The organism is Thioalkalivibrio sp. ALE31, assembly GCF_000377405.1.
Lineage (GTDB): Bacteria > Pseudomonadota > Gammaproteobacteria > Ectothiorhodospirales > Ectothiorhodospiraceae > Thioalkalivibrio.
Genome location: NZ_KB905026.1, coordinates 52,442 through 74,989, shown reverse-complemented (window position 1 = coordinate 74,989; position 22,548 = coordinate 52,442). Strand labels below are relative to the sequence as shown.

General features: G+C 69.2%; 21 protein-coding genes. 8 read left to right on the top strand and 13 right to left on the bottom strand.

Annotated elements, in window-relative coordinates; translation table 11 throughout:
* The 5 genes from D103_RS0111595 to D103_RS0111575 form a co-directional block, all read right to left on the bottom strand.
* Nucleotides 1-931 (bottom strand): IS256 family transposase (locus D103_RS0111595; RefSeq protein WP_018876910.1); only part of this gene is annotated, 931 nt, incomplete at its 3' end.
* Between the two features lie 162 nt (nucleotides 932-1,093).
* A complete protein-coding gene (locus D103_RS0111590) occupies nucleotides 1,094-1,456 on the bottom strand; it encodes a hypothetical protein (protein WP_026280353.1) in 363 nt (120 codons plus the stop codon).
* A 43-nt stretch (nucleotides 1,457-1,499) separates the two neighbouring features.
* On the bottom strand, nucleotides 1,500-4,688 hold the full coding sequence (locus tag D103_RS0111585; protein ID WP_018876908.1) for an efflux RND transporter permease subunit: 3,189 nt from the start codon (nucleotides 4,686-4,688) through the stop codon (nucleotides 1,500-1,502).
* Nucleotides 4,689-4,691: 3 nt separating this feature from the next.
* Nucleotides 4,692-5,750 (bottom strand): efflux RND transporter periplasmic adaptor subunit, encoded by a 1,059-nt coding sequence (locus D103_RS0111580; RefSeq protein WP_018876907.1) that lies wholly within the window; start codon nucleotides 5,748-5,750, stop codon nucleotides 4,692-4,694.
* 160 nt (nucleotides 5,751-5,910) lie between these two features.
* A complete protein-coding gene (locus tag D103_RS0111575) occupies nucleotides 5,911-6,999 on the bottom strand; it encodes a hypothetical protein (RefSeq protein ID WP_018866739.1) in 1,089 nt (362 codons plus the stop codon).
* Nucleotides 7,000-7,124: 125 nt separating this feature from the next.
* On the opposite strand from D103_RS0111575, the gene D103_RS0111570 reads away from it, so the two are divergent.
* Nucleotides 7,125-7,970 (top strand): zinc-dependent peptidase, encoded by an 846-nt coding sequence (locus D103_RS0111570; RefSeq protein WP_018876906.1) that lies wholly within the window; start codon nucleotides 7,125-7,127, stop codon nucleotides 7,968-7,970.
* The gene (gene fliL / locus D103_RS0111565; RefSeq protein ID WP_018876905.1) at nucleotides 7,967-8,374 is read left to right on the top strand and encodes a flagellar basal body-associated protein FliL; all 408 of its coding nucleotides are present in this window, start codon (nucleotides 7,967-7,969) and stop codon (nucleotides 8,372-8,374) included. Before D103_RS0111570 ends, fliL begins: the two co-directional genes overlap by 4 nt.
* A 134-nt stretch (nucleotides 8,375-8,508) precedes the next feature.
* On the opposite strand, the gene D103_RS0111560 is transcribed toward fliL, so the two are convergent.
* Together D103_RS0111560 and D103_RS0111555 are read right to left on the bottom strand one after the other, a co-directional pair.
* Complete coding sequence (locus D103_RS0111560) at nucleotides 8,509-8,805, bottom strand: hypothetical protein (RefSeq protein ID WP_018866736.1); 297 nt, start codon at nucleotides 8,803-8,805, stop codon at nucleotides 8,509-8,511.
* An 84-nt stretch (nucleotides 8,806-8,889) separates the two neighbouring features.
* Nucleotides 8,890-10,803, bottom strand: a complete 1,914-nt coding sequence (locus D103_RS0111555; RefSeq protein ID WP_018876904.1) for an ABC-F family ATP-binding cassette domain-containing protein — start codon at nucleotides 10,801-10,803, stop codon at nucleotides 8,890-8,892.
* A 333-nt stretch (nucleotides 10,804-11,136) separates the two neighbouring features.
* Here D103_RS0111555 and D103_RS0111550 point away from each other — a divergent pair, with 333 nt between their 5' ends.
* Nucleotides 11,137-12,060 carry a GGDEF domain-containing protein gene (locus D103_RS0111550; RefSeq protein WP_018876903.1) on the top strand — a complete coding sequence of 308 codons (924 nt, stop codon included), beginning with the start codon at nucleotides 11,137-11,139 and terminating at the stop codon, nucleotides 12,058-12,060.
* 21 nt (nucleotides 12,061-12,081) lie between these two features.
* Here the strand turns inward: D103_RS0111550 and D103_RS0111545 are convergent, their stop codons facing one another.
* Nucleotides 12,082-13,035, bottom strand: coding sequence for a hydrogen peroxide-inducible genes activator (locus tag D103_RS0111545; protein WP_018876902.1), 954 nt, complete (start codon nucleotides 13,033-13,035; stop codon nucleotides 12,082-12,084).
* Nucleotides 13,032-13,388: a DUF3301 domain-containing protein gene (locus D103_RS0111540; RefSeq protein WP_018866732.1), complete on the bottom strand. Its 357-nt coding sequence runs from the start codon at nucleotides 13,386-13,388 to the stop codon at nucleotides 13,032-13,034. Before D103_RS0111540 ends, D103_RS0111545 begins: the two co-directional genes overlap by 4 nt.
* Before the next feature lie 96 nt (nucleotides 13,389-13,484).
* Here D103_RS0111540 and D103_RS0111535 point away from each other — a divergent pair, with 96 nt between their 5' ends.
* From D103_RS0111535 to D103_RS0111520, 4 genes are all read left to right on the top strand, one after another.
* Nucleotides 13,485-14,315: an inositol monophosphatase family protein gene (locus D103_RS0111535; RefSeq protein WP_018876901.1), complete on the top strand. Its 831-nt coding sequence runs from the start codon at nucleotides 13,485-13,487 to the stop codon at nucleotides 14,313-14,315.
* On the top strand, nucleotides 14,312-15,706 hold the full coding sequence (locus D103_RS0111530) for an adenylate/guanylate cyclase domain-containing protein (protein ID WP_018866730.1): 1,395 nt from the start codon (nucleotides 14,312-14,314) through the stop codon (nucleotides 15,704-15,706). Before D103_RS0111535 ends, D103_RS0111530 begins: the two co-directional genes overlap by 4 nt.
* Nucleotides 15,703-16,824: a hypothetical protein gene (locus tag D103_RS0111525; RefSeq protein WP_018866729.1), complete on the top strand. Its 1,122-nt coding sequence runs from the start codon at nucleotides 15,703-15,705 to the stop codon at nucleotides 16,822-16,824. The genes D103_RS0111530 and D103_RS0111525 overlap by 4 nt, the downstream gene beginning before the upstream one ends.
* A gap of 91 nt (nucleotides 16,825-16,915) precedes the next feature.
* Nucleotides 16,916-18,130, top strand: coding sequence for a TraB/GumN family protein (locus D103_RS0111520; protein WP_018866728.1), 1,215 nt, complete (start codon nucleotides 16,916-16,918; stop codon nucleotides 18,128-18,130).
* 286 nt (nucleotides 18,131-18,416) lie between these two features.
* Here D103_RS0111520 and D103_RS0111515 read toward each other — a convergent pair whose 3' ends face one another.
* From D103_RS0111515 to D103_RS0111500, 4 genes are read right to left on the bottom strand one after another with little or no spacing between them, the layout of a single operon-like run.
* Nucleotides 18,417-19,415 (bottom strand): zinc-binding dehydrogenase, encoded by a 999-nt coding sequence (locus D103_RS0111515; RefSeq protein WP_026280352.1) that lies wholly within the window; start codon nucleotides 19,413-19,415, stop codon nucleotides 18,417-18,419.
* A gap of 60 nt (nucleotides 19,416-19,475) precedes the next feature.
* On the bottom strand, nucleotides 19,476-19,967 hold the full coding sequence (locus tag D103_RS0111510; RefSeq protein WP_018876899.1) for a Slp family lipoprotein: 492 nt from the start codon (nucleotides 19,965-19,967) through the stop codon (nucleotides 19,476-19,478).
* A gap of 2 nt (nucleotides 19,968-19,969) precedes the next feature.
* Nucleotides 19,970-20,554: a Slp family lipoprotein gene (locus tag D103_RS0111505; protein ID WP_018876898.1), complete on the bottom strand. Its 585-nt coding sequence runs from the start codon at nucleotides 20,552-20,554 to the stop codon at nucleotides 19,970-19,972.
* Nucleotides 20,555-20,598: 44 nt separating this feature from the next.
* Nucleotides 20,599-21,495, bottom strand: coding sequence for an HDOD domain-containing protein (locus D103_RS0111500; RefSeq protein WP_018866724.1), 897 nt, complete (start codon nucleotides 21,493-21,495; stop codon nucleotides 20,599-20,601).
* Between the two features lie 194 nt (nucleotides 21,496-21,689).
* Between D103_RS0111500 and D103_RS0111495 the strand changes: the two genes are divergently transcribed.
* Nucleotides 21,690-22,487, top strand: a complete 798-nt coding sequence (locus D103_RS0111495) for a dienelactone hydrolase family protein (RefSeq protein WP_018876897.1) — start codon at nucleotides 21,690-21,692, stop codon at nucleotides 22,485-22,487.
* The last annotated feature ends 61 nt before the right edge of the window (nucleotides 22,488-22,548 follow it).

Below are 22,548 nucleotides of genomic sequence, written 5' to 3'. Positions count from 1 at the left end.
ATTTGGCGTCCCAGGTGTCCGCAAAGCGGGTGAGCGCGGCCTCGGCCTCGGCGCGGGTGGCGGCGCCGTAGATGGCGCGCAGATCCCGGGCCACGGCCTTGCGCTCCTTCCAGGGCACGTACTTGAGGCTGCCGCGGACCTTGTGAACGATGCACAGTTGCACCTGGGTGTTCGGGAACACGCTCTCGATCGCCTCGGGCAGGCCCTTGAGGCCGTCCACGCAGGCGATGAAACAGTCCTGGACGCCGCGACTGTTGAGCTCGGTGAACACCGCGTGCCAGAACGAGGCACCCTCGGCCTGACCGACCCAGAGTCCCAGCAGCTCCTTCTCGCCTTCCAGGTTGATGCCCAGGGCCAGATAGACGGCCTGGTTCTTGACCGGCCCGTGCTCGCGCGACTTCACGTGCAGGGCGTCGAAGTAGAGGATGGGGTAGACCGCCGCCAGGGGCCGCTCCTGCCAGGCTTGCAGCTCTTCACGCACCGCCTCGGTGACGTTGGAGATCAGGGTCGGCGAGACCTCCACGCCGTAGAGCTCTTCCAGTTGCGCCTGGATCTCGCGGGTGGACTGGCCCCGCGCATAGAGCGCGATGACCTTGTCGTCAAAGCCTTCCAGGCGGCGCTGCCGCTTGGCAATCAGCTGCGGCTCGAAGCTGCTGTCGCGATCCCGCGGAACTTCGATCTCGAACGCGCCGGCTTCGCCCTGCACGCGCTTGCGCGTCTTGCCGTTGCGACTGTTGCCACTGCCGCGGCCCTCCAGGGCATGCGGCGGATAGCCCAGGTGGGTGGTCATCTCCGCCTCGAGCGCCCGCTCCGCCAGGCGCTGCGTCAGCTGCTGGAGCAGCCCACCCTGACCCAGCAGATCCTTCGGGTGCTGATAGTCCTTCAGCAGCTCATCCAGCAAAGCATCGGGAATCGTCTTCGAATCGGTCATCGCATACTCCTTGCTCAGGTCTGCTAAATGACCACTTACACAGTTCCTTGTACACCCTCGATGGACATCGCCTCCCCTCCATGGGACGTCTGAAAGCCGCACTCCCTTGTGCGGCCAGGGTGCATGTCGGAGTCCTCCAACATGCACCATCACGGCATGCGGCTATTCCTCGGAAAACGAGGCGCCTTCGATGATCACGGGATAGGTGTAGCCGGCCCCGAAGTCACGATCCAGGATCAGCGTTCCGGTGACCGAAACGCGGTCGCCCACCTCGGGCAGCTCGGTGGAGGTGATGGTGATGTAATCACCCTCGCTTCCCGTGCCGTCCACGAAGTGGATGAAGTTGCGGCCCATGATGTCCTCGTTCACCCGCCCGACGATGCCCTCCAGGCGCACTTCTTCGCCCTCGAGCTCCGCCGGCGCCTTACTCAGCTGCTCGACCGTATGCAGTTCGTCGGCCTGCGCGGGTACCCCTCCCGCCAGCATCGCCAACAGCACTGCGCCACTTCCGATTACGCGTCTCATCCCGTTCTCCTCGTCGTTCGTGATGTTCCGGATGCCGGGCATCCTAACTGATCGCCCCCATATCCGAGGGCTCGCGTGACCGGGTTGCCAGCGTTCCCTTTACGCGCTCCGCGGCGCGGTTCACCACCAGGTACAGGCAGGGCACCACCAGCAGCGTCAGGATCATCCCGGCAATCAGGCCGCCGACCACGGTCAGCGCCAGCGGGCGCATGATCTCCGCACCCTCACCGAGGCCGATGGCCAGCGGCAACATGCCGAGCACTGTGGTCAGGGTGGTCATCAGGATCGGACGCAGGCGCAGTGCACCCGCCTCCACCACCGCGCGCGCCGGGCTCAGGCCGCGTCGTCGACGGCCCTGTTCGATGTACTCGACGAGCAGGATCGCGTTGTTCACCACCACCCCGATCAGCAGGATCGCGCCGATCATCACCGGCGCGGAGACCGGCGTGTTCGTGGCCCACAGGATCGCGACCACGCCAATCAGCGACAGCGGGGCCGCCGCCACGATCACCAGCGGATTGGCCAGGCGCTCGTATTGAACCGCCAGCACCACCAGGACCAGGAAGATCGCCAGCGCAACGACGGTGGCCATCTCGCGCTGCGTCTCCTGGATGGTCTCCCACTCGCCCCCGATCAGCAGGCTGTAGTGCTCGGGTACCTCCACCTCGGCCAGACGCTGTTCGACCTCGGCCATCACCGAACCGACGTCGCTGACCTCGGTATTGATATCGCCGTTCACCCGCACCACCCGGCTCTGGTTCTCGCGCTCGATATGGGCGGGCCCCTCGCCGATCTCGAACTCGGCCACGTCGGCGAGCCGTACGGGATCGCCGTTATCACGGAACAGGATCATCCGTCCCAGTGTGGCCGTGTCCTGTACATCCTCGCGCGGCAGGCGGACGCGCAAGTCGTACTCGCGGTCATCGCGCACATACTGGGTCGGTACCGCGCCCTCCACCGCATCGCGGATCGCCTGACCGACCGTGCCCACCTGCAGGCCCAGCGCGGCCGCGCGCTCGCGATCCACGTGTACGCGCAGAATCGGGCTCTGGTCCTCGCGCCCGACCTCGACGCCCTCAAGGCCCGGGATGCCCTCCAGGCGCCCCGCGATCTCGCGGGCGATGGTACGCATCTCGGTCAGATCCGCCCCCACCACGCCGATCGACAGGTCGTCGCCAGTCACGCTGAACTGCAACCCGTCGATACGCGGCGGGCGCACGGTAATCCGCGCCCCGGGCAGGTCCAGTTCGTCCATCGCCGCCTGTGCCTCGGCCACCCATTGCCCGGCGGTCATTTCACGCTGTCCGGCCGGGGTGAGCTGCACCGTGAGATTGGACGTCCCCGGACGCTCGTTGACCACGCCACCCCCCAGGTGCCCGCCGACCATGGCGAACACGCTCTCGACATGCGGCAGCTCCTCGAGTGCGGCCTCGATGTCGCGGGCGGCGGCATCGGTCTCGTGCGGCGGTGTACCCGGCGGCAGGACCATGCGCACGCTGACCTGACCATCGTCCACCTGCGGCAGGAACTCGGTGCCCAGCTCCCCGCCGACCTGGATGGCGCCGACCAACAGGACCCCGGCGGCGCCAAGCACCACCCAGCGCGCGCGCAGCACCTTCGGCAGCAGACGCCGGTAACGTCGGCGCAAGCCCTGCACCCCGCGGTCGAAGCCGCGCAGCAGCCAGGTCCGGTCCAGCCCGCTCTCCCAGCGGATGCGCGCGAGCAGGGCCGCCAGCATCGGCACCAGCGTGATCGCTGCGGCCAGTGTGGCGATGATCGCGAACGACAGCGTCAGGATCAGCTCGCGGAAGATCAGCGCGCCGATACCCGTAATCAGCAGGAACGGGAGCACCGCGGCCAGGTTGGTCAGCGTGCCGGCGGTGACCGCCGACACGACCTCGCCCGCCCCGTCATGGGCAGCCTCCTCCGGCGATTTCCCGAGCTTGTCACGATGGCGGTAGATGTTCTCCAGCATCACGATCGCGTTGTCGAGCAGCAGCCCCACGCCCAGCGCGAGCCCGCCCAGGCTGATGATGTTCAGGGTCAATCCGCCCAGCCCCATCATCGCGAAGGTCGCCATCAGCGCGATCGGGATCGACAGCCCGATAATGAAGCTCTTGCGCAGACTGCCGAGGAACAGGAACACCGCCAGCATCGCCAGCACGCCACCGAGGACTGCAGCGGTGCCCACGGAGGACACCGCGCCACGGATAAACGGGGCCGAGTCGCTGACCACCTCCCACTGGATGTCCTCGGGGATAAACCCGGAACGCTCCAGCCGCTGGAGCGTCCCGCGCACGGCATCCACCGATTCGACGGTATTGGCCTCCGGCAGCTTGAACACCGACACGCGCGCGGCCGGGGTGCCATCCAGGCGGATGAACAGGCGCTGCTCGCGGTGGCCGTCGCGCACCTCGGCCAGCTCGCCCAGGCGCACATGCGCCGACTGCGGCCCCGGCAGCGGAATCAGCACGTTGCGCACATCCGCCTCGGAAGTGAACAGGCCCTCGGTCTTGGCCATCACATCAAAGGTGTCGGAGGTCACCCAGCCACCGGCCACCTCACGGTTCTCGTCCGCCAGCGTCTCGCTGATCGCGGCCAGCGACAGGCCGTAGCCGCGCACCCGTTCCTGGTCGAGGATCACCTCCAGCTCGCGCTGCTGGCCGCCGGAGGCCTCCACCGAGGAGATCCCGTGGATGGCGATCAACTGCGGGGCCAGCTCGTGCTCCACCCAGTCGCGAACTGCGGTCTCGGAACGCACGGTGGAGGAGAAGCCCGCCTCCCAGATCGGGTCCTGCGACGGGTCGAACTTGTACAGGCGCAGGGATTCGAAATCATCCGGCAACTGGGTGCGCGCCAGCTCCAGGTGACGCGCCGCATCCTGCAACGCCAGATCCAGGTTGGTCCCGTACTCGAACAGCAGGTTGACGTTGGTGCGCCCCTCGGAGGCACGGCTGTAGATGCGCGTCAGGTTCTCGGTCGCCGCAAGATTGCGCTCCAGCACTCGTGTGACCTGCTCCTCCATGACCTCCGGCGCGGTGCCCGGGTGGTTCACCGTGACCCGGATGTGCGGGTACTCGACATGCGGCAGCAGGTCCACCGGCAGGCGGTCGACAAAGAACATGCCCAGCACGATCACCACCGAGGCCAGCGCCATGATCGCGACCGGCCGGCGGATGGAGAAGCTGGTCACCCGCCCGTGTGGGCGCTGGGAGTCCCCCGCATCGGCCATGCCCTAGCCCCGCCAGCCGACAATGCGCACCCGCTGACCCTCGCGCATGTCGATCGGATTGGTCGCCAGCACGATCTCGCCTTCTTCCAGACCCTCGGTAATCTCGGTCCAGGGGCCCCGGGTCACACCGGTCTCGACCGTGCGCCGTTCCAGCTGTTCATCCACCACCACGTACACATAGCGCGCGTCATCGTCCTCGCCGATCGCCGCGGCCGGCACCGCCAGGGCGTTCGGGCGCTCATCAACGGTCATGCGGATGCGTGCGAGGTTACCCGGACGCACGCCGTTGTCGGCGGCCTCGGCCGGCAGCGCGATCTCCACCGTCACCTGCTGGGAATCCGGCGAGGCCGCCGGGAAGATGCGACGAATCTCGGCGACGTAGTCAGTATCAGGAAAGGCATCCAGCCGAATGGGCACGTCCTGGCCCACGACCAGGTCGCGCACGTCCAGCTCGGACACCCCGGGTCGCAGCACCAGCGTAGTAATATCGACCAGCTCCAGCAGCGCATCGCGCGCCGCGACGGCCTCTCCAGGCTCCACCATCCGCTCGGTGATCACGCCGTCGCGGCTGGCAGCGAGCGTCCCGTAATCGACCCGCGCCTGCCACAGGGCCTGCTCGCTCTCGGCCGAACGCAGCGCGGCGCGGGCCCGTTCGTAGCTGGCGCGGCTGGAAATCCCCTCGTCACGCAACTCGGAACTGCGCGCGTATTCCAGCTGTGCCTCTTCGGCATGGGCCTCGGCGCGCGCCAGCTCCGCGCGCTCCTCGGCCACGTCCAGCTCGACCAGGATATCGCCCTGCCCGACGCGGTCGCCTTCCTCGACATGGACCGCCTTGACCACGCCATCCGTACGAGCCGCCAGGCGCACCCGCGCCCGCGGCTCGACCCGCGCGGAAAGTCGCAGTTCACGCGAGAGGTCCCGCGGCTGCATCTCCACCGCCGCGATCGGGGTCGCCGCCTCGCCAGCGGGCTCGTCAGCCGCTTCGGAAGACTCGCCCCCACAGCCGGCCAGTCCCACGGCCAGGATCATGAGCAGGGACAGGCGGCCGCCCCCCCGCGACATGCAGGTGGCGGGCAGCGGGCGCTTCAGGGGCGGTCGGTCCGACCGCCGCCAACACAAGAGGGTCTCGAATCGCATGCGCCGGGTCGCTCGCGGGGAGTGGACGAAAGCACAGAGTAGCCGTTATACAACCCTCGACGCAGGAACGAGCCTCCGCGTTCCGTCAGGCCGTCAGATCGATCTGCTGCACGCTGCCGCTGCGGCCATCCTCGGCCACCCAGACGCCGGTCGACTGCACCTGGCCCAGCAGGCTGTTGTCACCGCCATGGCGCAGGTCAAAGGGGGTACTGACATGTCCGAGGTAGATCGCCCCCACCCCCACCTCGCCCAGGGCCAGCAACTGATCGCGGCCCTGGGCGTCGCGGGTCCAGACGCGCAGGCGGTCATAGACCGGGTCCGCCGCATCGATCCAGCCATTGCCGTCATGATCGAGGCGGCGCAGTTCGGCGAAGCCGTCCCCGGTCAGCGGCCCGAACAGCTCGGAGCCATCATCGACCTGCCCGCTGCCCGATCGGTCGAGGGCCAGAAAACCGCTGCCGGGCTGCAGGAAGGCCACCTGCTGCGGTGAGCCATCGGCGTCCAGGTCGAATTCGAAACGGGTCTCGGTCAATGCCGCCGCCGGGGCATCGAAATTGATCACCAGCGGGTCATGCAGTTCGCCATCGACACCGCCCTGAATACGGGTGTGCTCGACGAACTCGCGACTCATGGTCAGGGCAATGTCGATCTCGATGGTCTTGCCGTCGGCCGTCTGCACCCGCCCCTGGGCCTGGAAGGCCGTGCGCTCGATCTCCACCCGGGTCTGCTCCACCGACCAGGCCACGGCAAGGCCGCCCGGCGCACGCGGGGCGCCCGGGGGCCGGGCTGCGGGCGGTTCGAGGAATGCCGGCGGGTTCGCATCCGCGTTCGCGTCGGGCCGGAGGTCCGCCGGGTCCACGACGCGGATCTCGCGCCCGGTAAAACGTTCCAGGATCAGCCGGAGCAGTTCGGTGCGCAGCTGGTCCACAGACGTCAGCTCACTGTCCGCCGGGGCCACGCCCACGAAGGGCGCGCGCAGGGCCGCAACGGAGGCCGGGGCCGGCCGTTCGCCCCGGTCCGGGCTCACAAGTCCAGGCAGCCCGGCGCCCTGGCGGGGCTCCGCCGGGGGCGCGGCCCCGCCCCCTTCGCGCACCGTCAGGCGCACCTCGCGCCGGGTAGCCTCCAGCGCCAGGCGCTGGCTCGAGAACTGCATGGAATAATCGGCAATATGCATGGATGTTCCTCAACGGGACGGATTCCCGAGAGGGTTAACGGCCGCACAGCGGCAATCCTTAACCGCCACCGGCAAGCCTTTGCCGCAGGCGGACGCGACACGGCCAAACATGCGACGATCGGGCGATGAACTCGACACCGCAATTCCCGCTGCGAGGCCTGTTCCGCCGCCTGCTGGGACCGTTCGCCGGACTGGAACCAGAGGCGGTCCCCCTCGACAACGACGAGTGGGAGGCCATGCGCCAGCGGGTGCCGTTCATCGCCCGCCTCACACCGGAGGAACGCGCCCGGCTGCGCGAACTGATCGGGCAGATCCTCGCGCAGAAGGAATTCATCGGGATCGCCGCGGAACCCGAGCCGTGGCAGTGCCAGGTGATCGCGGCCTACGCGGCACTCCCGATCCTGGAGCTGGGCCTGGCGCCGTACCGGGACTGGCGCACGCTGATCCTCTATCCGGATACCTTCGTGCCGGAACACGAGTGGGTAGACGAGGCGGGCATCGTGCATCAGGGCGCGATGCCCCAGTCCGGCGAGGCCTGGGAGCGCGGGCCGGTGATCCTGTCGTGGAATGATGTCGCACGCGACGGCGCCGTGGTCGTCCACGAGATGACCCATGTGCTGGACGCCGGCAACGGCGAGGTCAACGGCTTCCCCCCGCTCCCCCGCGGACAGTCCACACGCGCCTGGACCGAGGATTTCTCCCGCGCCTTCGACCGCTTCGTGGAGACTGTCGAGGCGGTGGAGGCCGGCACGGTCGACGAGTCGACTCTGCCGCTGGACCCCTACGCGGCCACGGCCCCGGAGGAATTCCTGGCGGTCGCGGTGGAGTCCTTCTTCTTCGAGCCCGCGCGGCTGCGCGAGCGGCTGCCCGCCATCTATGATCACCTGGTGGCATACTTCGGTCAGGAGCCGCATCGACGCGGCGACTGGATCGCCTCCAGCACGCAAACCGCCCCGGAGCACGCACCATGACCTCGAGCCCCCTTCGTTTCCTGCCCCCGACCCTGTCGGGGCTTCTCCTGCTGTTGCTTGCCCCCCTGGCTCTTGCCGTGGACGATCTGGACAGCCACTACGTGACCCTGGAACCCGTGGTCGTGAACATGGAGGCCGCCGATCGCGGACGCTACCTGCAGGCCTCCATCCAGCTGGAGGGCCACAATCTGGAAGATGCCCGGGCCATCCGCGAACACATCCCCGCCGTACGCGACCGCCTGATCCACATCCTCGGCGGCCGCAGCCCCGACAGCCTGACCGGCAGCGGCGCCCGCGAGGATCTGCGCAACCAGGCCACGGACGAGCTGAACGAATTGCTCGAAGAGATCACCGGCTCCCCGCGGATCGCCGCACTGTATTTCTCGGATTTCATCCGCCAGTAGTAGCCCCGGAAGGTCCGGACGGATACCCCGAACGAAAAGACCCCGGCAGTCGGGACCACCGGGGTCGGCAAGCGGGACGCCGCATCCGGAGTCCCGGGCCCCGTTGGGGGCCCAAGCCATTCAGAAAACGCTGATCAGTGGGGCCGGTGCAGCAGCGGCATCTCGCCGCGCTCCATCATGTGACGGATCAGCGTGGCCCGGCCCGGCTCCTCCTGCTCCAGTTCCTCGGCGCACTGCGAGGGCTCATGCGCGGCCTCGGCCAGCATCACCTCCAGTTCGCGCAGATCCACCTTCGGCTCCTGCAGGTCTTCCGGCTTCGGGTTCTCCAGCATGTGGGTCTCCCAGAACATGCGCGGGTGCCAGCAATGCAGCTTTGCATCCGGGTGGTGAAAGAGCTCGACACAGCGACGATTCAGTTCCTGTGCATTCATGGGGGCACTCCTCGTTCCGGTGCATTCCCCTCCTGTATAGACCTCGCAATACCCGATCTCAAGGGTTGGTCTTTGAATCGCTTCTCACTCCGTCGGCTCGGCCTGTGCCGCCTCCAGGGCCTCCAGCGCCTCCATCCACTCGCCCTCCACGGCCTCCAGCCGGGCACGCAGCTCCCCCTGCTCGCGGGTCAGCTGCGCCAGGCGATCCGCCGCCTCGCCCTCGTAAAGGGCAGGATCGGCCATCTCCGCCTCCAGGGCCTCCAGGCGCTCCTGCACCCGGGTACATTCCTGCTCGGCGCGGTCCGCGCGCTGCTTCAGCGGCTTGATCGCCGCCCGTGCCTGTGCGGCCTGCTGGCGCCGCTCCTTCTGCGACGGGGCCGGGGCGCTGCGGGCTGCCGATTCACCGGTGCCGGGTTCGCTCGCGGCAAAGGCCTCGCGCTCGCGCGCCTGCAGTTCCCGGGCGTAGTCATCCAGGTCCCCGTCGAAATCTCTCAGATGGCCGTCCTCGACGCGCCAGAAACGGTCGCACACCCGCGCCAGCAATTCGCGGTCATGCGCCACGACCACCAGCCCGCCGGCATAGTTCTCCAGCGCCTCGGCCAGTGCCTCGCGCATATCCAGATCCAGGTGGTTGGTGGGCTCGTCCAGCAACAGCAGGGAAGGCGCCTGCCAGATCAGCAGCGCCAGCACCAGGCGTACGCGCTCCCCGCCCGAGCACTGGCCAACCGGGGCATCCGCCTTCTCCCCGGGAAAGCCCATGCCACCGAGAAAGTTGCGCAGCCGCTGTTCCTCGGCGCGCGGATCCTGGCGTTGCAGATGCACGAGGGGCGAGGCGCCCAGATCCAGCTGCTCGCTCTGGTGCTGGGCGAAATAGCCCACCTTCAGGCTCGGCTCGACCCGGCGCTCGCCGGCGGTGGGCGCCAGCTCGCCGGCCAGCAGGGTCAGAAGCGTCGATTTCCCGGCACCATTGGGCCCCAGAACACCGATCCGGTCTTCCGGCCGCAGACGTAAACTCGTCGCATGCAGGCGGGTGCGGTCCCCGGAGCGCACCTCGGCATGGTCCAGCGCCAGGAGCGGGTCCGGCAGACGCTCGGGGGTCGGGATCTCCAGATGGATCGGCCGTGCGGCCCGAATCACGGCGACCTCGTCGAGCTGCTCCAGGCGTTTCAGGCGGCTCTGGGCCTGGCGCGCCTTGCTCGCCTTGGCCCGGAAGCGGCGCACGAAATCCTCCAGATGGGCACGCTCGGCCGCGACCTTCGCGGCCGCCGCCTCGCTCTGGGCGATCGCCTCCGCGCGCTTGGCCTCGGCATGGGTATAGCTGCCCGCATAGAGCGCGATGCCCCCGCGCTCGATGTGCGCGATATGGGTACAAACGGAATCGAGAAACCGCCGGTCATGCGCGATCACGATGACCGTCCCCGGGTAGCGCGCCAGCCAGTCCTCCAGCCACAGGATGGTCTCGACATCGAGGTGGTTGGTGGGCTCGTCCAGCAACAACAGATCGGAGCGCGTCATCAGCGTGCGCGCCAGCCCCAGGCGCATGCGCCAGCCGCCGGAGAAGTCGCTCATCGGCCGGTCGGCATCGGCCGGCGCAAAGCCCAGCCCCGCGAGCAGCCGCCGCGCCCGGGCGTCCGCCGTCCAGCCGTCGATCGCATCCAGGGCCGCATACAGGCGCGCCTGTTCGGCGCCGTCGGCGACCTGCTCCAGGCGCGCCTGCAGGTCGCGCAACTCGGCGTCGCCGTCCAGCACGTAGTCCGCGGCTGAACGCGCGCTCCCCGGGACCTCCTGCGGCAGGTGCGCCACCACCCAGTCGGCTGGCCGGTCGATCTCGCCGGCATCCAGGCTCAGCTCACCCTGCAGCGCCGCCAGCAGACTGGATTTGCCGGAGCCGTTGGCACCGGTCAGGCCCACCCGCCAGCCGGCGTGCACGGTCAGACTGGCATGCTGCAGGAGGACCTGTCGGCCACGGCGCAGCTCGATATCTTGAAGTCGAATCATGTCGCGCAGTGTAGGGCAAGCGAAGGGCGCGCTCATGTAGTCCGGTCATGGCCCGGGACTCGGCGGCCGACACTAGAAGCCTGTCGGATTTGGGACTGATCTCCCACAACGCTCGCGACGATCGCCCAAATCCGAGAGGCGCCTAGCGTCAGGATATTGCCGCCCCTTGCCGGTCCGGGCGGCCATCACCTGCCGGAAGCGGCAAAAATCCGACGGAATTCCGTCTTTCGCACACCAAAAGGACAAACAAGTCACTGTTTCGACGATTGTTTTGATCGATGGCATGGATCTCGCATTACCTTCGACCCCAGGATCTTTGCGAGCGAGACAGCCATGAACCGCGACGGGAACGCCCACAACCTGCGACTGGTATCCGCCAAGGGCAAGACCACCGGCGATGCCGGCACCCCCTTTGACGCCCTGGCGTTTGTCCAGTCGCTGTCATCCAGCCTGGAGCTGGGCACGGTCCTCGCCCGGCTGCAGGAGCACCTGCATGCCCAGGTTCACCACAGCGGCTGGTTCTTCATCCTGCAGGAGAGCGACGAGACCTGGTCCGGCGGCGACGAGGATCGCCATCGCATCGAATACGGGATGAGCGCGAACGGCGAAACCATGGGCTCGCTGATCCTGATGCGCGGGCGCCGCTTCAGCGACGACGAACAGCAACTGATCGAGGCCCTGCTGGGCCTGGCCGCTCCGGCGCTTGCCAATGCCCTGCGCTTCAAGCGCCTGAACGAGAACCTGGAGACCGACGAACTGACCGGCCTGGGCAACCGCCGCGCATTCGAGAAACAAGGCGCCCGCTGGCTGGCCGACTGCCGCCGTCAGGGGCGGCCCTTGTCGGTGCTGGCCATCGATCTCGATCACTTCAAGCAGATCAACGACGAATACGGCCACAGCGTGGGGGACGACATCCTGCGTCTGGTCGCGCAGACCCTGCGCAGCACCACCCGTGAATCCGACCTGTGCGTGCGCATGGGCGGCGAGGAGTTCCTGGCGGTCCTGCCCGGTGCCGACCTGAGCCGTGCGATGGAATGCGCCGAGCGCATCCGCCTGGCCATCGGCGCGCTGCGAACCGCCGCCACGGCAGGCGACCAGTCCACGCTCGAGAGCGATGGCGCGGTCAAGGTGACCGCCAGCATCGGCGTGGCCGGCATCGGGCCCAATACCACTCTGCAGTCGGCCTACCAAGCCGCCGACGAGGCCCTGTACGCCGCCAAGCAGGCCGGCCGCAACCGCGTGCTGGCCGGCAACTGACATCCACCCGCCGCGGGCGGGTCAATCCGGGTTGCCCTGACCCGAGCCGGGCTGGATGAAATCGACGCAGGTCAGGGGGGTCGACAACACCGCCCGGCGCAGGGCCTCGATGGCCTCCGGGCGCGGGAAACTGGCGCGCCAGGCCAGGGCTACCCGGCGGCTGGGGGCCGGATCCTCGAAACGCCGCACGGCCAGCAGGCGCTGGGCATAGCGATCCGCCCCCACCGCCGTACACGGCAGAATGGTGACCCCCATTCCCGAGGCCACCATGTGGCGGATCGTCTCCAGCGAGGAGCCCTCGAGGTTGCGCGGCGTACTGCCGTCCGCGGTCACGGTCCGCTGGCAGTCGGGGCAGCGCTCCAGCACCTGATCGCGGAAGCAATGGCCCGCGCCCAGCATCAGCAGCGTGGCATCGGCCATATCCTCCAGACGCAGCGGATCCTTGTCCTTCAGCGGGTGCGCCGCCGGCAGCACGGCCATGAACGGCTCGTCGTACAGGGGCAGGGTGACCACCCCGGACTCCTCGAACGGCAGCGAGATGATGATCGCGTCCAGCTCGCCCTGCTTGAGCCGTTCACGCAGCCGCGCGGTGTAGTTCTCCTCGATCACCAGCGGCATATGCGGGGCGCGCTCGCGCAGCGCCGGAATCAGCTCCGGCAGCAGATAGGGGCCGATGGTGTAGATCGCGCCCAGCCGCAGCGGGCCGGACAGCTGATCCTGGCTCTGCACCGCGACCGAACGCAACTGCTCCACCTCGGCCAGCACCCGCCGCGCCTGCGCGATGACCTGTTCACCCGCCGGCGTCACGGAGACCTCGCCGCGGCCGCGTTCGAACAGCGTGACCCCCAGCTCCTCCTCGAACTTGCGCACCGCGACCGACAGCGACGGCTGGCTGACATGACAGGCCTCGGCCGCATGCCCGAAGTGCCGGGCATCCGCGACGGCCACCACATAACGCAGCTCGTTCAGCGTCACCCCGGACCACCCGCGCTCGGGTCGTCGCGCTCCGGCCCCTGAAACTCGCGACCACCATCCGGCCAGTCCAGGGTCACACGCTTCAGTTGCCGACCTTCCAGAGAGATCTCGCCGGGGTGGCGGCCCGCCCCGTCGGCGGAGAACTCGAAGCGATAGTGTCGTTGCAGGGCCAGGCCGCGCTCGCCCCACGTCAGGCGCTGACCGGTACGCACAACGGTCGCATCCAGCAGCTGGACCCCCGCCCGTTCACACGCCTGGCGCCCCACCCGGCGAGCCCGCTCGTTGGCCCGCCAGGTGTCATTCACGTAGAACGCGACCAGTGCCAGGGCGAGGATTATGATCAAGCCGGTCATGGACCGGTATGATAAGCACATTCGTAGCCGAGTTCGCCCGGGCCGACCGGGCCGCATCCGGCTCACTCACTCCGCAATCGGCGTTGCCAGGGCTGCATGACTGCCACCTCCATCCCCTTTTCCGATCTCGCCCGGGGTCTGCGCGTGATCGGACAGCAAGAACTCCTGCCGCGCTTCGAAGCCGGCATCGACGTGGACTACAAGGCCGACGGCAGCGTGATCACCGAGGCCGACCACGCGGTGGACGCCCGGGTGCGCGAGCTGCTGCGACTGCACGGGCAGCGCGAACCGGTGTTGAGCGAGGAGCAGGCGCGCGCGGAACAGGCACAGGTCCTGGAGACCGCCCCGGCCTTCTGGCTGGTGGACCCGCTCGACGGCACCTCCAATTTCGCCGGCGGCATGCCCTTCTTCGCCATCTCCATCGCCCGCATTGCAGGCGACCGGGTCACCCACGGGGCGACCTACGACCCGGTTCGCGACGAACTGTTCACCGCGACCGAGGACACCGCGCTGGAGCTCAACGCCGCCACCCCGCCGGCGGCCCGGCGACCACCGGTCCCGGAGCTGAAACGCGCCATCGCCCTGGTCGACTACAAGCGGCTGGACGCCCCACTGGCGCGCGAACTGGCCAGCCATGCCCCGTTCCGGTCGCAACGCAACCTCGGGGCCTGCGCCCTGGAGTGGGCCTGGCTGGCGGCCGGGCGCGCCGATCTGTACCTGCATGGCGGACAGGCCCCCTGGGACAGCGCGGCCGGCGGACTGATGCTCGCCCGCGCGGGCGGGGCCATGTGCGACCTCGGGGGCCGCCCGGTGTTCGGTCGCTCCCTGGCCAAGCGTTCCGCGGTAGCGGCCCGCTCCTCCGCCCTGCTCGCCGACTGGCGGGCCTGGCTGGCCCCCTGGCTCGCACCACGCGAGGATGCCTCGTGATCGGGCGGCGCAAGCGCGGTGTCAGCGCCCGCCTGAATGTCGGCGGGGCCGACTTCACGCCCCGCTATCTGCCGATCGCATGGAAGATCGTGGCGGCCATCGCCGGGCTTACGCTGGCCGGGATCGTGACCCTGTCGGCCGTGGTGCTGAACCAGGTCAGCAATGTGCTGGACAACCAGATTCGCGCCCAGGCCGAGATCACGGTGGCGCCGGTCGCGCGCACTTCGGCCGAGTTGATGCTGGCGGAGGACTACCTGACCCTGGAGACCCTGCTGAACTCGCTGGTGGAGGAGGGGCGGGTCGAATCCATCGCCGCCTACGCGATCGATCGCGGCCAGGTCGCGCGTGCCGGAACCCCGCCGGAGCAGTCTCTCACCGACGGCGTGTGGCCCCTGGCGCCCACGGTGGAACCGTACCGCCGCGAGGTCCTCTTTCAGGATGTGCAGGTGGGCTACATCGAGGCCTATATCGACACCTCGCCCATGCAGGAACTCATCCGCAACACCCTGAATGCCGGGATTGCCACGGCCATCGGGGTCTTCCTGCTGAGCCTGCTGCTGGCGATCGACATCAGCAAGCGCCTGGTGCGGCCGCTGGAACGCCTGGCCGAGAGCATGCGCTCGCGCTTCCGGCCGATGGACGCCGAGGGCAACCCCCTGCCCATGGTGCGCCAGGACGAGATCGCCCAGCTGACCGATGCCTTCAACGACATGGCGCGCGACCTGCTGCGCAAGGACCAGGTCGAGGCCGCCCTGCGCCGCTACGTATCGGACGCCATCGCCCAGGACATCCTGGAGAACCTGGACCGGGTCGAGCTGGGCGGGCGCGCGGTGGAGGGCTCGGTCCTGTTTGCCGACATCCAGGGCTATACGGCGCTGTCGGAGCGCTGCAGCCCGGAGGCCCTGGGCCGGATGCTCAACGAATTCTTCGGCCCGATGTCGGAATGCATTGCCCGTCACGGAGGCACGGTGGACAAGTACATGGGCGACTGTACCATGGCGGTCTTCGGCCTCGGGACGGACGCCGGCAACCACCGCCTGACCGCTGTGCAGACCGGCCTGGCCCTGCTGGAAACCGTCGCCTCGATCAATGCCGAACGCGAACGCCGGGGCGAGACCCGGGTGGAATTCCGTATCGGCCTGAACGCCGGCGAGATGCTGGCCGGCAACATGGGGGCCGAGGACCGCATGCAGTTCACCGTAGTCGGCGACACCGTCAACCTGGCCGCCCGCCTGGTCACGGTCGCGCCCCCCGGCGGGCTGGTCACGACCGCCGCATTCATGGAGCACGAGCAGGTGAAGGGACACTTCCGCACCGAAGACTGGGGCACCCACGAGCTGCACGGCGTCAGCGAGGCCGTTCCGGTCACCCGGGTCCTGGACCGCGCATGACCACACGCGGCGGCCTCCTCCCGCTCGCGGGCATCCTGCTGGCGGTCCTGCTGGTCCAGGGCTGCGCGGCCCTGGACCCCTTCGCCCCGCCGGAGCAGCGCATCGAGCGCGCGCTGGAGGCCGGCGACTACCAGCGCGCCCTGGAGCTGATCGAGCAGCACGAGCCGGAACCGCAAGCGGAATGGACCGAGCGCCGTGAGGAAATCGAGCGCGCGGCCGAGACCGCCGCGGCCGCGGCCATGGATGAGGCGCGCGCCGCCTCGGCCGAGGGCGCCGTGGCCCGCGCCCTGGAGATCCTCGAGGACGCCGAGCAGAAGCTGCCGCCCGCCAGCGAACGGCGCCAGTACATCGAGCAACTCGAGCGCCAGCGGCAAGTCGGCCTGCAGACCCTGGAACAACGCCACGACATCCTCGAGGCCCGCGCCCTGGTCCAGCAGCTGCGCCTGCTGGAGGTGATGCGTCCGCTGGTGCGGCGCAGCGAACAGCTGCCGGACGATCCCGACCGCCTGGCCCAGCGCCGCGACCCCCTGGCCCGGTCGCTGGACGGCTACGCCGCGGATACCGAGGGCGAGGAACGCCTGGAGCTGCTGCGCCTGGCCCAGAACCTGGCACCCGCCTCGGAACGCGCGCGGCGCATCGCGGAACTGGAGCAGGAACTGCGCGAGGCCGAGGCCCCCGCGGTCGAGGACGAGGTCCCGCGCTCCACCATCAACGCACGCCTGCGCCAGGCCCTGGAGGCCGACGACCTGGCCACGGCCGCGCGCTGGTGCCGCAGCGAGATCACCCCCGATGCCGACGCCTCCGGCCCGGACCAGGCCGCGCAGCGGGCGCACCGCGTGCTGTGCGAGGAATGGCGCGAACGCCGCGACGCACGCGCCGAGGAACTGCTGGAAGCGGGGCGCGGGCACTACTCCGCCGGGCGCATCGAAGAGGCCCTGGAGCACTGGCAGGAAGGGCTCGACCTGGCCCCCGATCACGCCGGACTGATCACCGCCCACGAGCGCGCCCTGCGGGTAATCGAGCGCCTGGAGAGCCTGCGCGTGCCGGAACCCCTGCCCGCGACCGACGAGGCGACCCCGCCCGCCGACGTGCCGCAAGCCGAACCCGAGGCCCCCTGACCACCTCCCCGCAACGCCCCCTTCCGGCGCTGCGGGCCGCACGCATTCGCCGTAGAATACGCCCGCCCACCGGAGCAAGAGCCCGCCACGCATGAATCCCGCCGTCCAGGAACTGATCGCCGACGAACCCCACCGCGTCCTGCAGCTGGGCGACACCGAGGTCGTGGTGCTGGGGACCGCGCACGTCTCGCGCGCCAGCGCCGACAAGGTGCGCGCGCTGGTGGACACCGGCGCCTTCGACAGCGTCGCCATCGAGCTGTGCGAGAGCCGCCAGCGAGCCATGCTGGATCCAGATGCCATCGGCCGCATGGACCTGTTCAGCGTGATGCGCAAGGGCCAGGCCCCGATGATCGCCGCCAGCCTGGCGCTGGGCGCCTATCAACAACGCCTGGCCGACCAGTACGGCATCGAGCCGGGGGCCGAGATGCGCGCGGCGATGGACGGCGCCCTGGACCGCGGCCTGCCGCTGGCCCTGATCGACCGCGACATCGGCCTGACCCTGCGCCGTACCTACCGCGCCGTACGCTGGTGGGAGCGCATGGGGCTGATCGGCGGCCTGTTCGGCTCGGTGCTGTCGCGCGAGAAGATCGACGAATCGGAGATCGAGCGGCTCAAGGAAGGCGACATGCTGGAGTCCACCTTCAGCGAGTTTGCCGAGCAGTCCGAGGATCTCTACCGCACGCTGATCGAGGAGCGCGACCACTACATGGCCGCCCACCTGCGCCGGCTCGCGGCCAACCCGGACACCCGCCGCATCCTCGCGGTGGTCGGGGCCGGGCACCTGCCCGGGATTGCCGAACAGGCCGAGGATCACCTGACCCCGCCAGACGCGATCCTCGAGGCGCTCGACCAGGCCCCGCCCAAGGCGCGCTGGCCGAAGGTCATCCCGTGGGTGGTGATCGGGGTCATCCTGGCCGGCTTCGCCATCGGCTTCTCGCGCAACCCGGACATCGGGGTGCAGATGGTCACCGACTGGGTCCTGATCAATGGCGGCCTGGCGGCGATCGGCGCGATCGTAGCGCTGGCCCACCCACTGACCGTGCTCACCGCCGCCCTGGCCGCCCCGCTGACCTCGCTGAACCCCACCATCGGGGTGGGCTTTGTCGCGGCGGCGGCCGAGCTGTTCCTGCGCAAGCCCCGGGTCTCCGACTTCGCCAGCCTGCGCCAGGACACCACCACCCCGCGCGGCTGGTGGCGCAACCGCGTCTCGCGCGTGCTGCTGGTCTTCCTGCTGACCACCCTGGGCTCCGCCGCCGGCACCTACATCGGCGGCGCCCGCGTCTTCAGCCACCTCTTCGGCGGCTAGCAAGGGCTGATTGATTTCACCACGAAGGGCACGAAGGCACGAAGAAGGGCAAGGTCAAGGGCGCTTGCACCACAGAGGGCACAGAGTTCACGGAGAAAGGGCCCATCCTTCCAGCTGCGTTGACCCGGTTCCGCTGTAATTCTTATGTCCGGTGAGCGGCCAATCCCTGCGGGTGCTCTCAAACCAAGTAATGCCTTTCTCCGTGTCCTCTGTGCCCTCTGTGGTGCAAGCGCCCTTGACCCTGCCCTTCTTCGTGCCTTCGTGTGCTTCGTGGTGAACCCAATACCTACTCGGGGATGCGCAGGACGAGCTTGCCGCGGCGGCCGCCGGCCTCGATGCGGCGGTGGGCCTCGGCCGCCTCGGCCAGGGGCAGGGTGTCCTCGACATTGACCTGCAACCGCCCGCTGGCCAGCCGGGCCAGGCCCTCGGCCACGAGGGTCCCCTGGTGCTTCAGGCGCCGGCGATCGTTCTCCAGCATCGGGGTCAGCATCAGTTCCAGGCTGATACTCGGGTTGCGCAACCGCGCGGGGTTCCAGTCGACATCCGCCGGGGGTGCCAGCAGGGTCACCAGGTCGCCGCCATAGGCCACCTGGGCCAGGCCCTCGCGGAAGGTCTCGCCCCCCACGGTATCCAGCACGACATCGAAGCCCTGGCCATCGGTGTACCGGCGAATGGCCTCCCCGGCGTCCGGCTTGCGCAGATCGGCGACATCCACGCCCAGGGCCGTGACAATGGCGGCGGCCTCGTCGCGCCGCACCAGCCCCAGCACCCGAGCGCCAGCCGCCCGCGCGATCTGCACCGCCATCTGGCCCACGCCACCGGCCGCCGCATGCACCAGCACACTCTGTCCGCGCTGCAGATCGGCTCGCTCGAACAGGGCCTCCCACGCGGTCAGCCAGGTCAGCGGCAGGGCCGCGGCCTGGATATCGGACACCGCCGAGGGCACCGGGACCACCGCGGCCTCCGGCACCACCACCTGCTCGGCGTAGGTACCCGGATCGGCGCCGACCCCGCCAAAACAGAAGGCCACACGTTGCCCCGGCCGCGCGTGGTGTACCGCGCTGCCGCATTCCTCGACGATGCCGACGCCATCGCAACCGGGGGTGTTGCGGGGGGCGCCGGGGACGATCATGCCGCCGCCGCGCACCTTGGTATCCACCGGGTTGACGCCGGCAGCCAGCATCCGGACACGGACCTGGTCGGGGGCCGTCAACGCCGGTTCCGCCACCTCGTCCAGGCGCAGGACCTCGGCGGTGCCGGGTTCGTCAAACACCACTGCTCGCATGGGACCTCCCAGACAAATTCGAATGGTTGTGCCCGCGCGCCGGGACGACCCGGTCCCGCGCTACAGGCCGATACCGATCCCGATGCCGAAGCGCACGCCGCCGGATGAACGCGGCGGGTCGGGCTCCGGCCACAGATGCACCGAGTGGGCATCCAGCACCGGGAAGACGTAGTCCAGTTCACCGATCCGCCCTTCCTCGACGCCGGTAACCGTGCCTACGCCCGTGATGCGGCGACCGGCGCGATAGTCCACCGGGTCGGCGAAACCGTCCACCCGCAGGCGGAAGCGCCCGGTGGTGGACTGCCGGGTCTGCGGCTCCTGGCGAGTCAGTGGGTAGCCAACCACCTCGACGAAGGTGGCCTCGGCGCGATTGTCCACCCGAGCGATGACGCCGCCCCAGACCTGCTCGTCGGCGGGCAGGCTGTCCGCCGTGACGGCCCGCGGTTCGACCTGCACGGACGGGTCGTCAGGCGCCTCCAGCGGGCCGGAGGCACAGCCGATCAGAAACAGGGGCAGCAGCAGGGCTGCCAGGGGAAACCGGAATCGGGACATACTCACCAGTACCACGGATGCGGGTGATAACGCCCGTAGACCCCGTAACGCGGGCCCCAGGGGCTGTAGAACGGATCGTAGAAGGGGTCGTAGAACGGGTCGCGATAATACCGCTCGGACGGCGGCGGCCGGCGTGGCCACAGGTACACCGCATCCGCCTGCAGGGTCACGAAGGTATAGGCGTAGTCACCGATACTGCCTTCCTCGGTGCCCTGGATGACGCCGCGTACGGTGACCTCGCGGCCCTCGGCATAGACCTGGGGGTCCAGGAATCCGCCGCTGACCGCGCGAAAGCGCCCCGGGGAGCGGTCAGCCTCCCGCGGGCGGCCCTGGCGATCCAGCTCGCGGGCGACCACCTCCAGCCGGGTGCCGCCGTCGGTGTTCTCGATGGCCGCGATCACTCCGCCCCAGACCACGACCTCGCCCTTCACCGCCTCGGGGTCGGCGAGCACCTGCTCGCGATCCGGTGCCGCGGCCGGCAACGGGGCCAGCGACGCCGGCACCCCGGCGCAGCCCGCCAGCAGGAACAGCAGGCCGGCCGCGAACCACACGCGCAGACCCGGGTTGATACAGGCGGACATCGACATAATGCTTCCGACCCCGGAGGCCGGCGCGGGTTCACGCCACGCTCTCACGCGCGCGGCTCCGCGTCGTGCGCCGGATCGCATAGGTCCTGCACCGCCAGCACCTCGTGCTGGGCCTCCTCCACGGCGGAGAGCAGGACCTCGGGGGCCAGGTGCAGGGCCTCCCAGACCGCCGGGTCCACCGGTGGGGCGTCGGCCCAGTCGCGCGAGTCGATCTCGGCCAGATGGGCGCCGGTATTGGCCAGGTGCACCAGCATCACGGCGGTGCGGTGGCGCTCCGGCGCCTGCATGGGCTGATGATGACCGGCCAGGCAATCGACCAGCAGCTCCGGCAGTCCCCAGTGCTCGGCCAGGGCCCCGCCCAGCTCCGCGTGATCAAACCCCAGCTGGGCACGTTCCGCACCCTGCGGGCTGAGCCCGTCGCCGACATCCAGGCTGGAGAGGAAGGCCCGATGGGCCGATTCCGGCGACTGCGAGAACAGCAGCAGCTTGCCCAGGTCATGCAGCAGACCGGCCAGGAAGATCCCGCTGGCCTGGCGTGGCAGCACCCGCATCGCCAGCTGACGCGCGATCACCGCGCAGTAGGCGGAATGCCGCCAGAAGACCTCCAGCGGCAGGCGCTCCTGATCGGGGATGCTGGCCGTCGCGCGGGTGATCGCACTGGCCACCACCAGGCGCTGCAGGGCATCGCGCCCCAGCATCGCGATCGCGCGGTCCACCGAGTCGATGGTCCGCGCGGGGGCGTAGGCGGGGCTATTGGCGATGCGCAGGACCAGGGCCACCAGGCCGGGGTCGCGGCTCAGGCTGTTCGCGATCTGGACCGCGGTCGCGTTGTCGTCCTCCAGAAGACGCGCGACCTCGAATACCACCTGCGGCATCGCCAGCAGCTTGTCGGCCGACTGGACCCGGGCCTCCAGGGAATCGTTGGCGGAACGCTCGGACATGGATGGATCCTCTTGCCGGAGCGAAGCGCCGATCGCTTCGCCCCACTCGTCCTGTTCCCGGGCCGGCGCGCTGACACGGCCCGGACGTCTCTACTGTAGCCGCTGTCCCGATCGTTGTAACCCGGCGGGGCAACGAACCATACTCGAGGGTCCGGGTCTATCGAGAGTCGATTCGACGATCAAGGAGGTGTTCGATGTTCGCCAAACCCGCTTTCGCGCCGCTCGCCGTCCTGCTGGCCGGACTCCTACCCGGCCTGGCCTTCGCCGGCATCCAGACCGAAGAGGTCGCTTACGACCACGACGGTGACGAGATGACCGGCTACCTCGCCTACCCCGAAGGCGACGGCCCGCATCCGGCGGTCCTGGTTATCCACGAGTGGTGGGGCCACAACGACTACGCCCGCGACCGCGCCGAGCAACTGGCCCGCGAGGGCTACGCGGCCTTCGCCCTGGACATGTACGGCAGCGGCAAGCTGGCCGATCACCCCTCCACCGCCGGTGAATTCGCCGGCGAGATCCGCGAGAACCGCGATCTGATGCTGGGCCGTTTCCAGGCCGCCTACGACTGGCTGCGCGCGCATGATGCGGCGGCCGATGCCGCACCCTCCGCGGTCGGCTACTGCTTCGGTGGCACCGTGGCCCTGGAGGCCGCACGCGCAGGGATGGACCTGAACATTGCGGCCAGCTTCCACGGCGGCCTGGGGACCGAACACCCGGCCGAGGCCGGCAAGGTCACGGCGGAGCTGCTCAGCTTCACCGGCACCGCGGATCCGATGATCCCGCCGGAACAGATCGCCGGCTTCCAGGACGAGATGCAGAATGCCGAGGCGCGCTACACCGTGGTGGAATTCTCCGGGGTGAAGCACAGCTTCACCAACCCCGGGGCCGACGCCATTGCCGAGGAATTCGGCATGCCGGTGGGCTATGACGCCCGCGCGGACCACGACTCCTGGAACCATCTGCTGGGCGTACTGCGCGACCGCCACCAGTAGGAAATGCCCCCGGCGGGCCCCGGGTCACCCGGGCCCGCCACCTCCCAACAACTCATCGAAT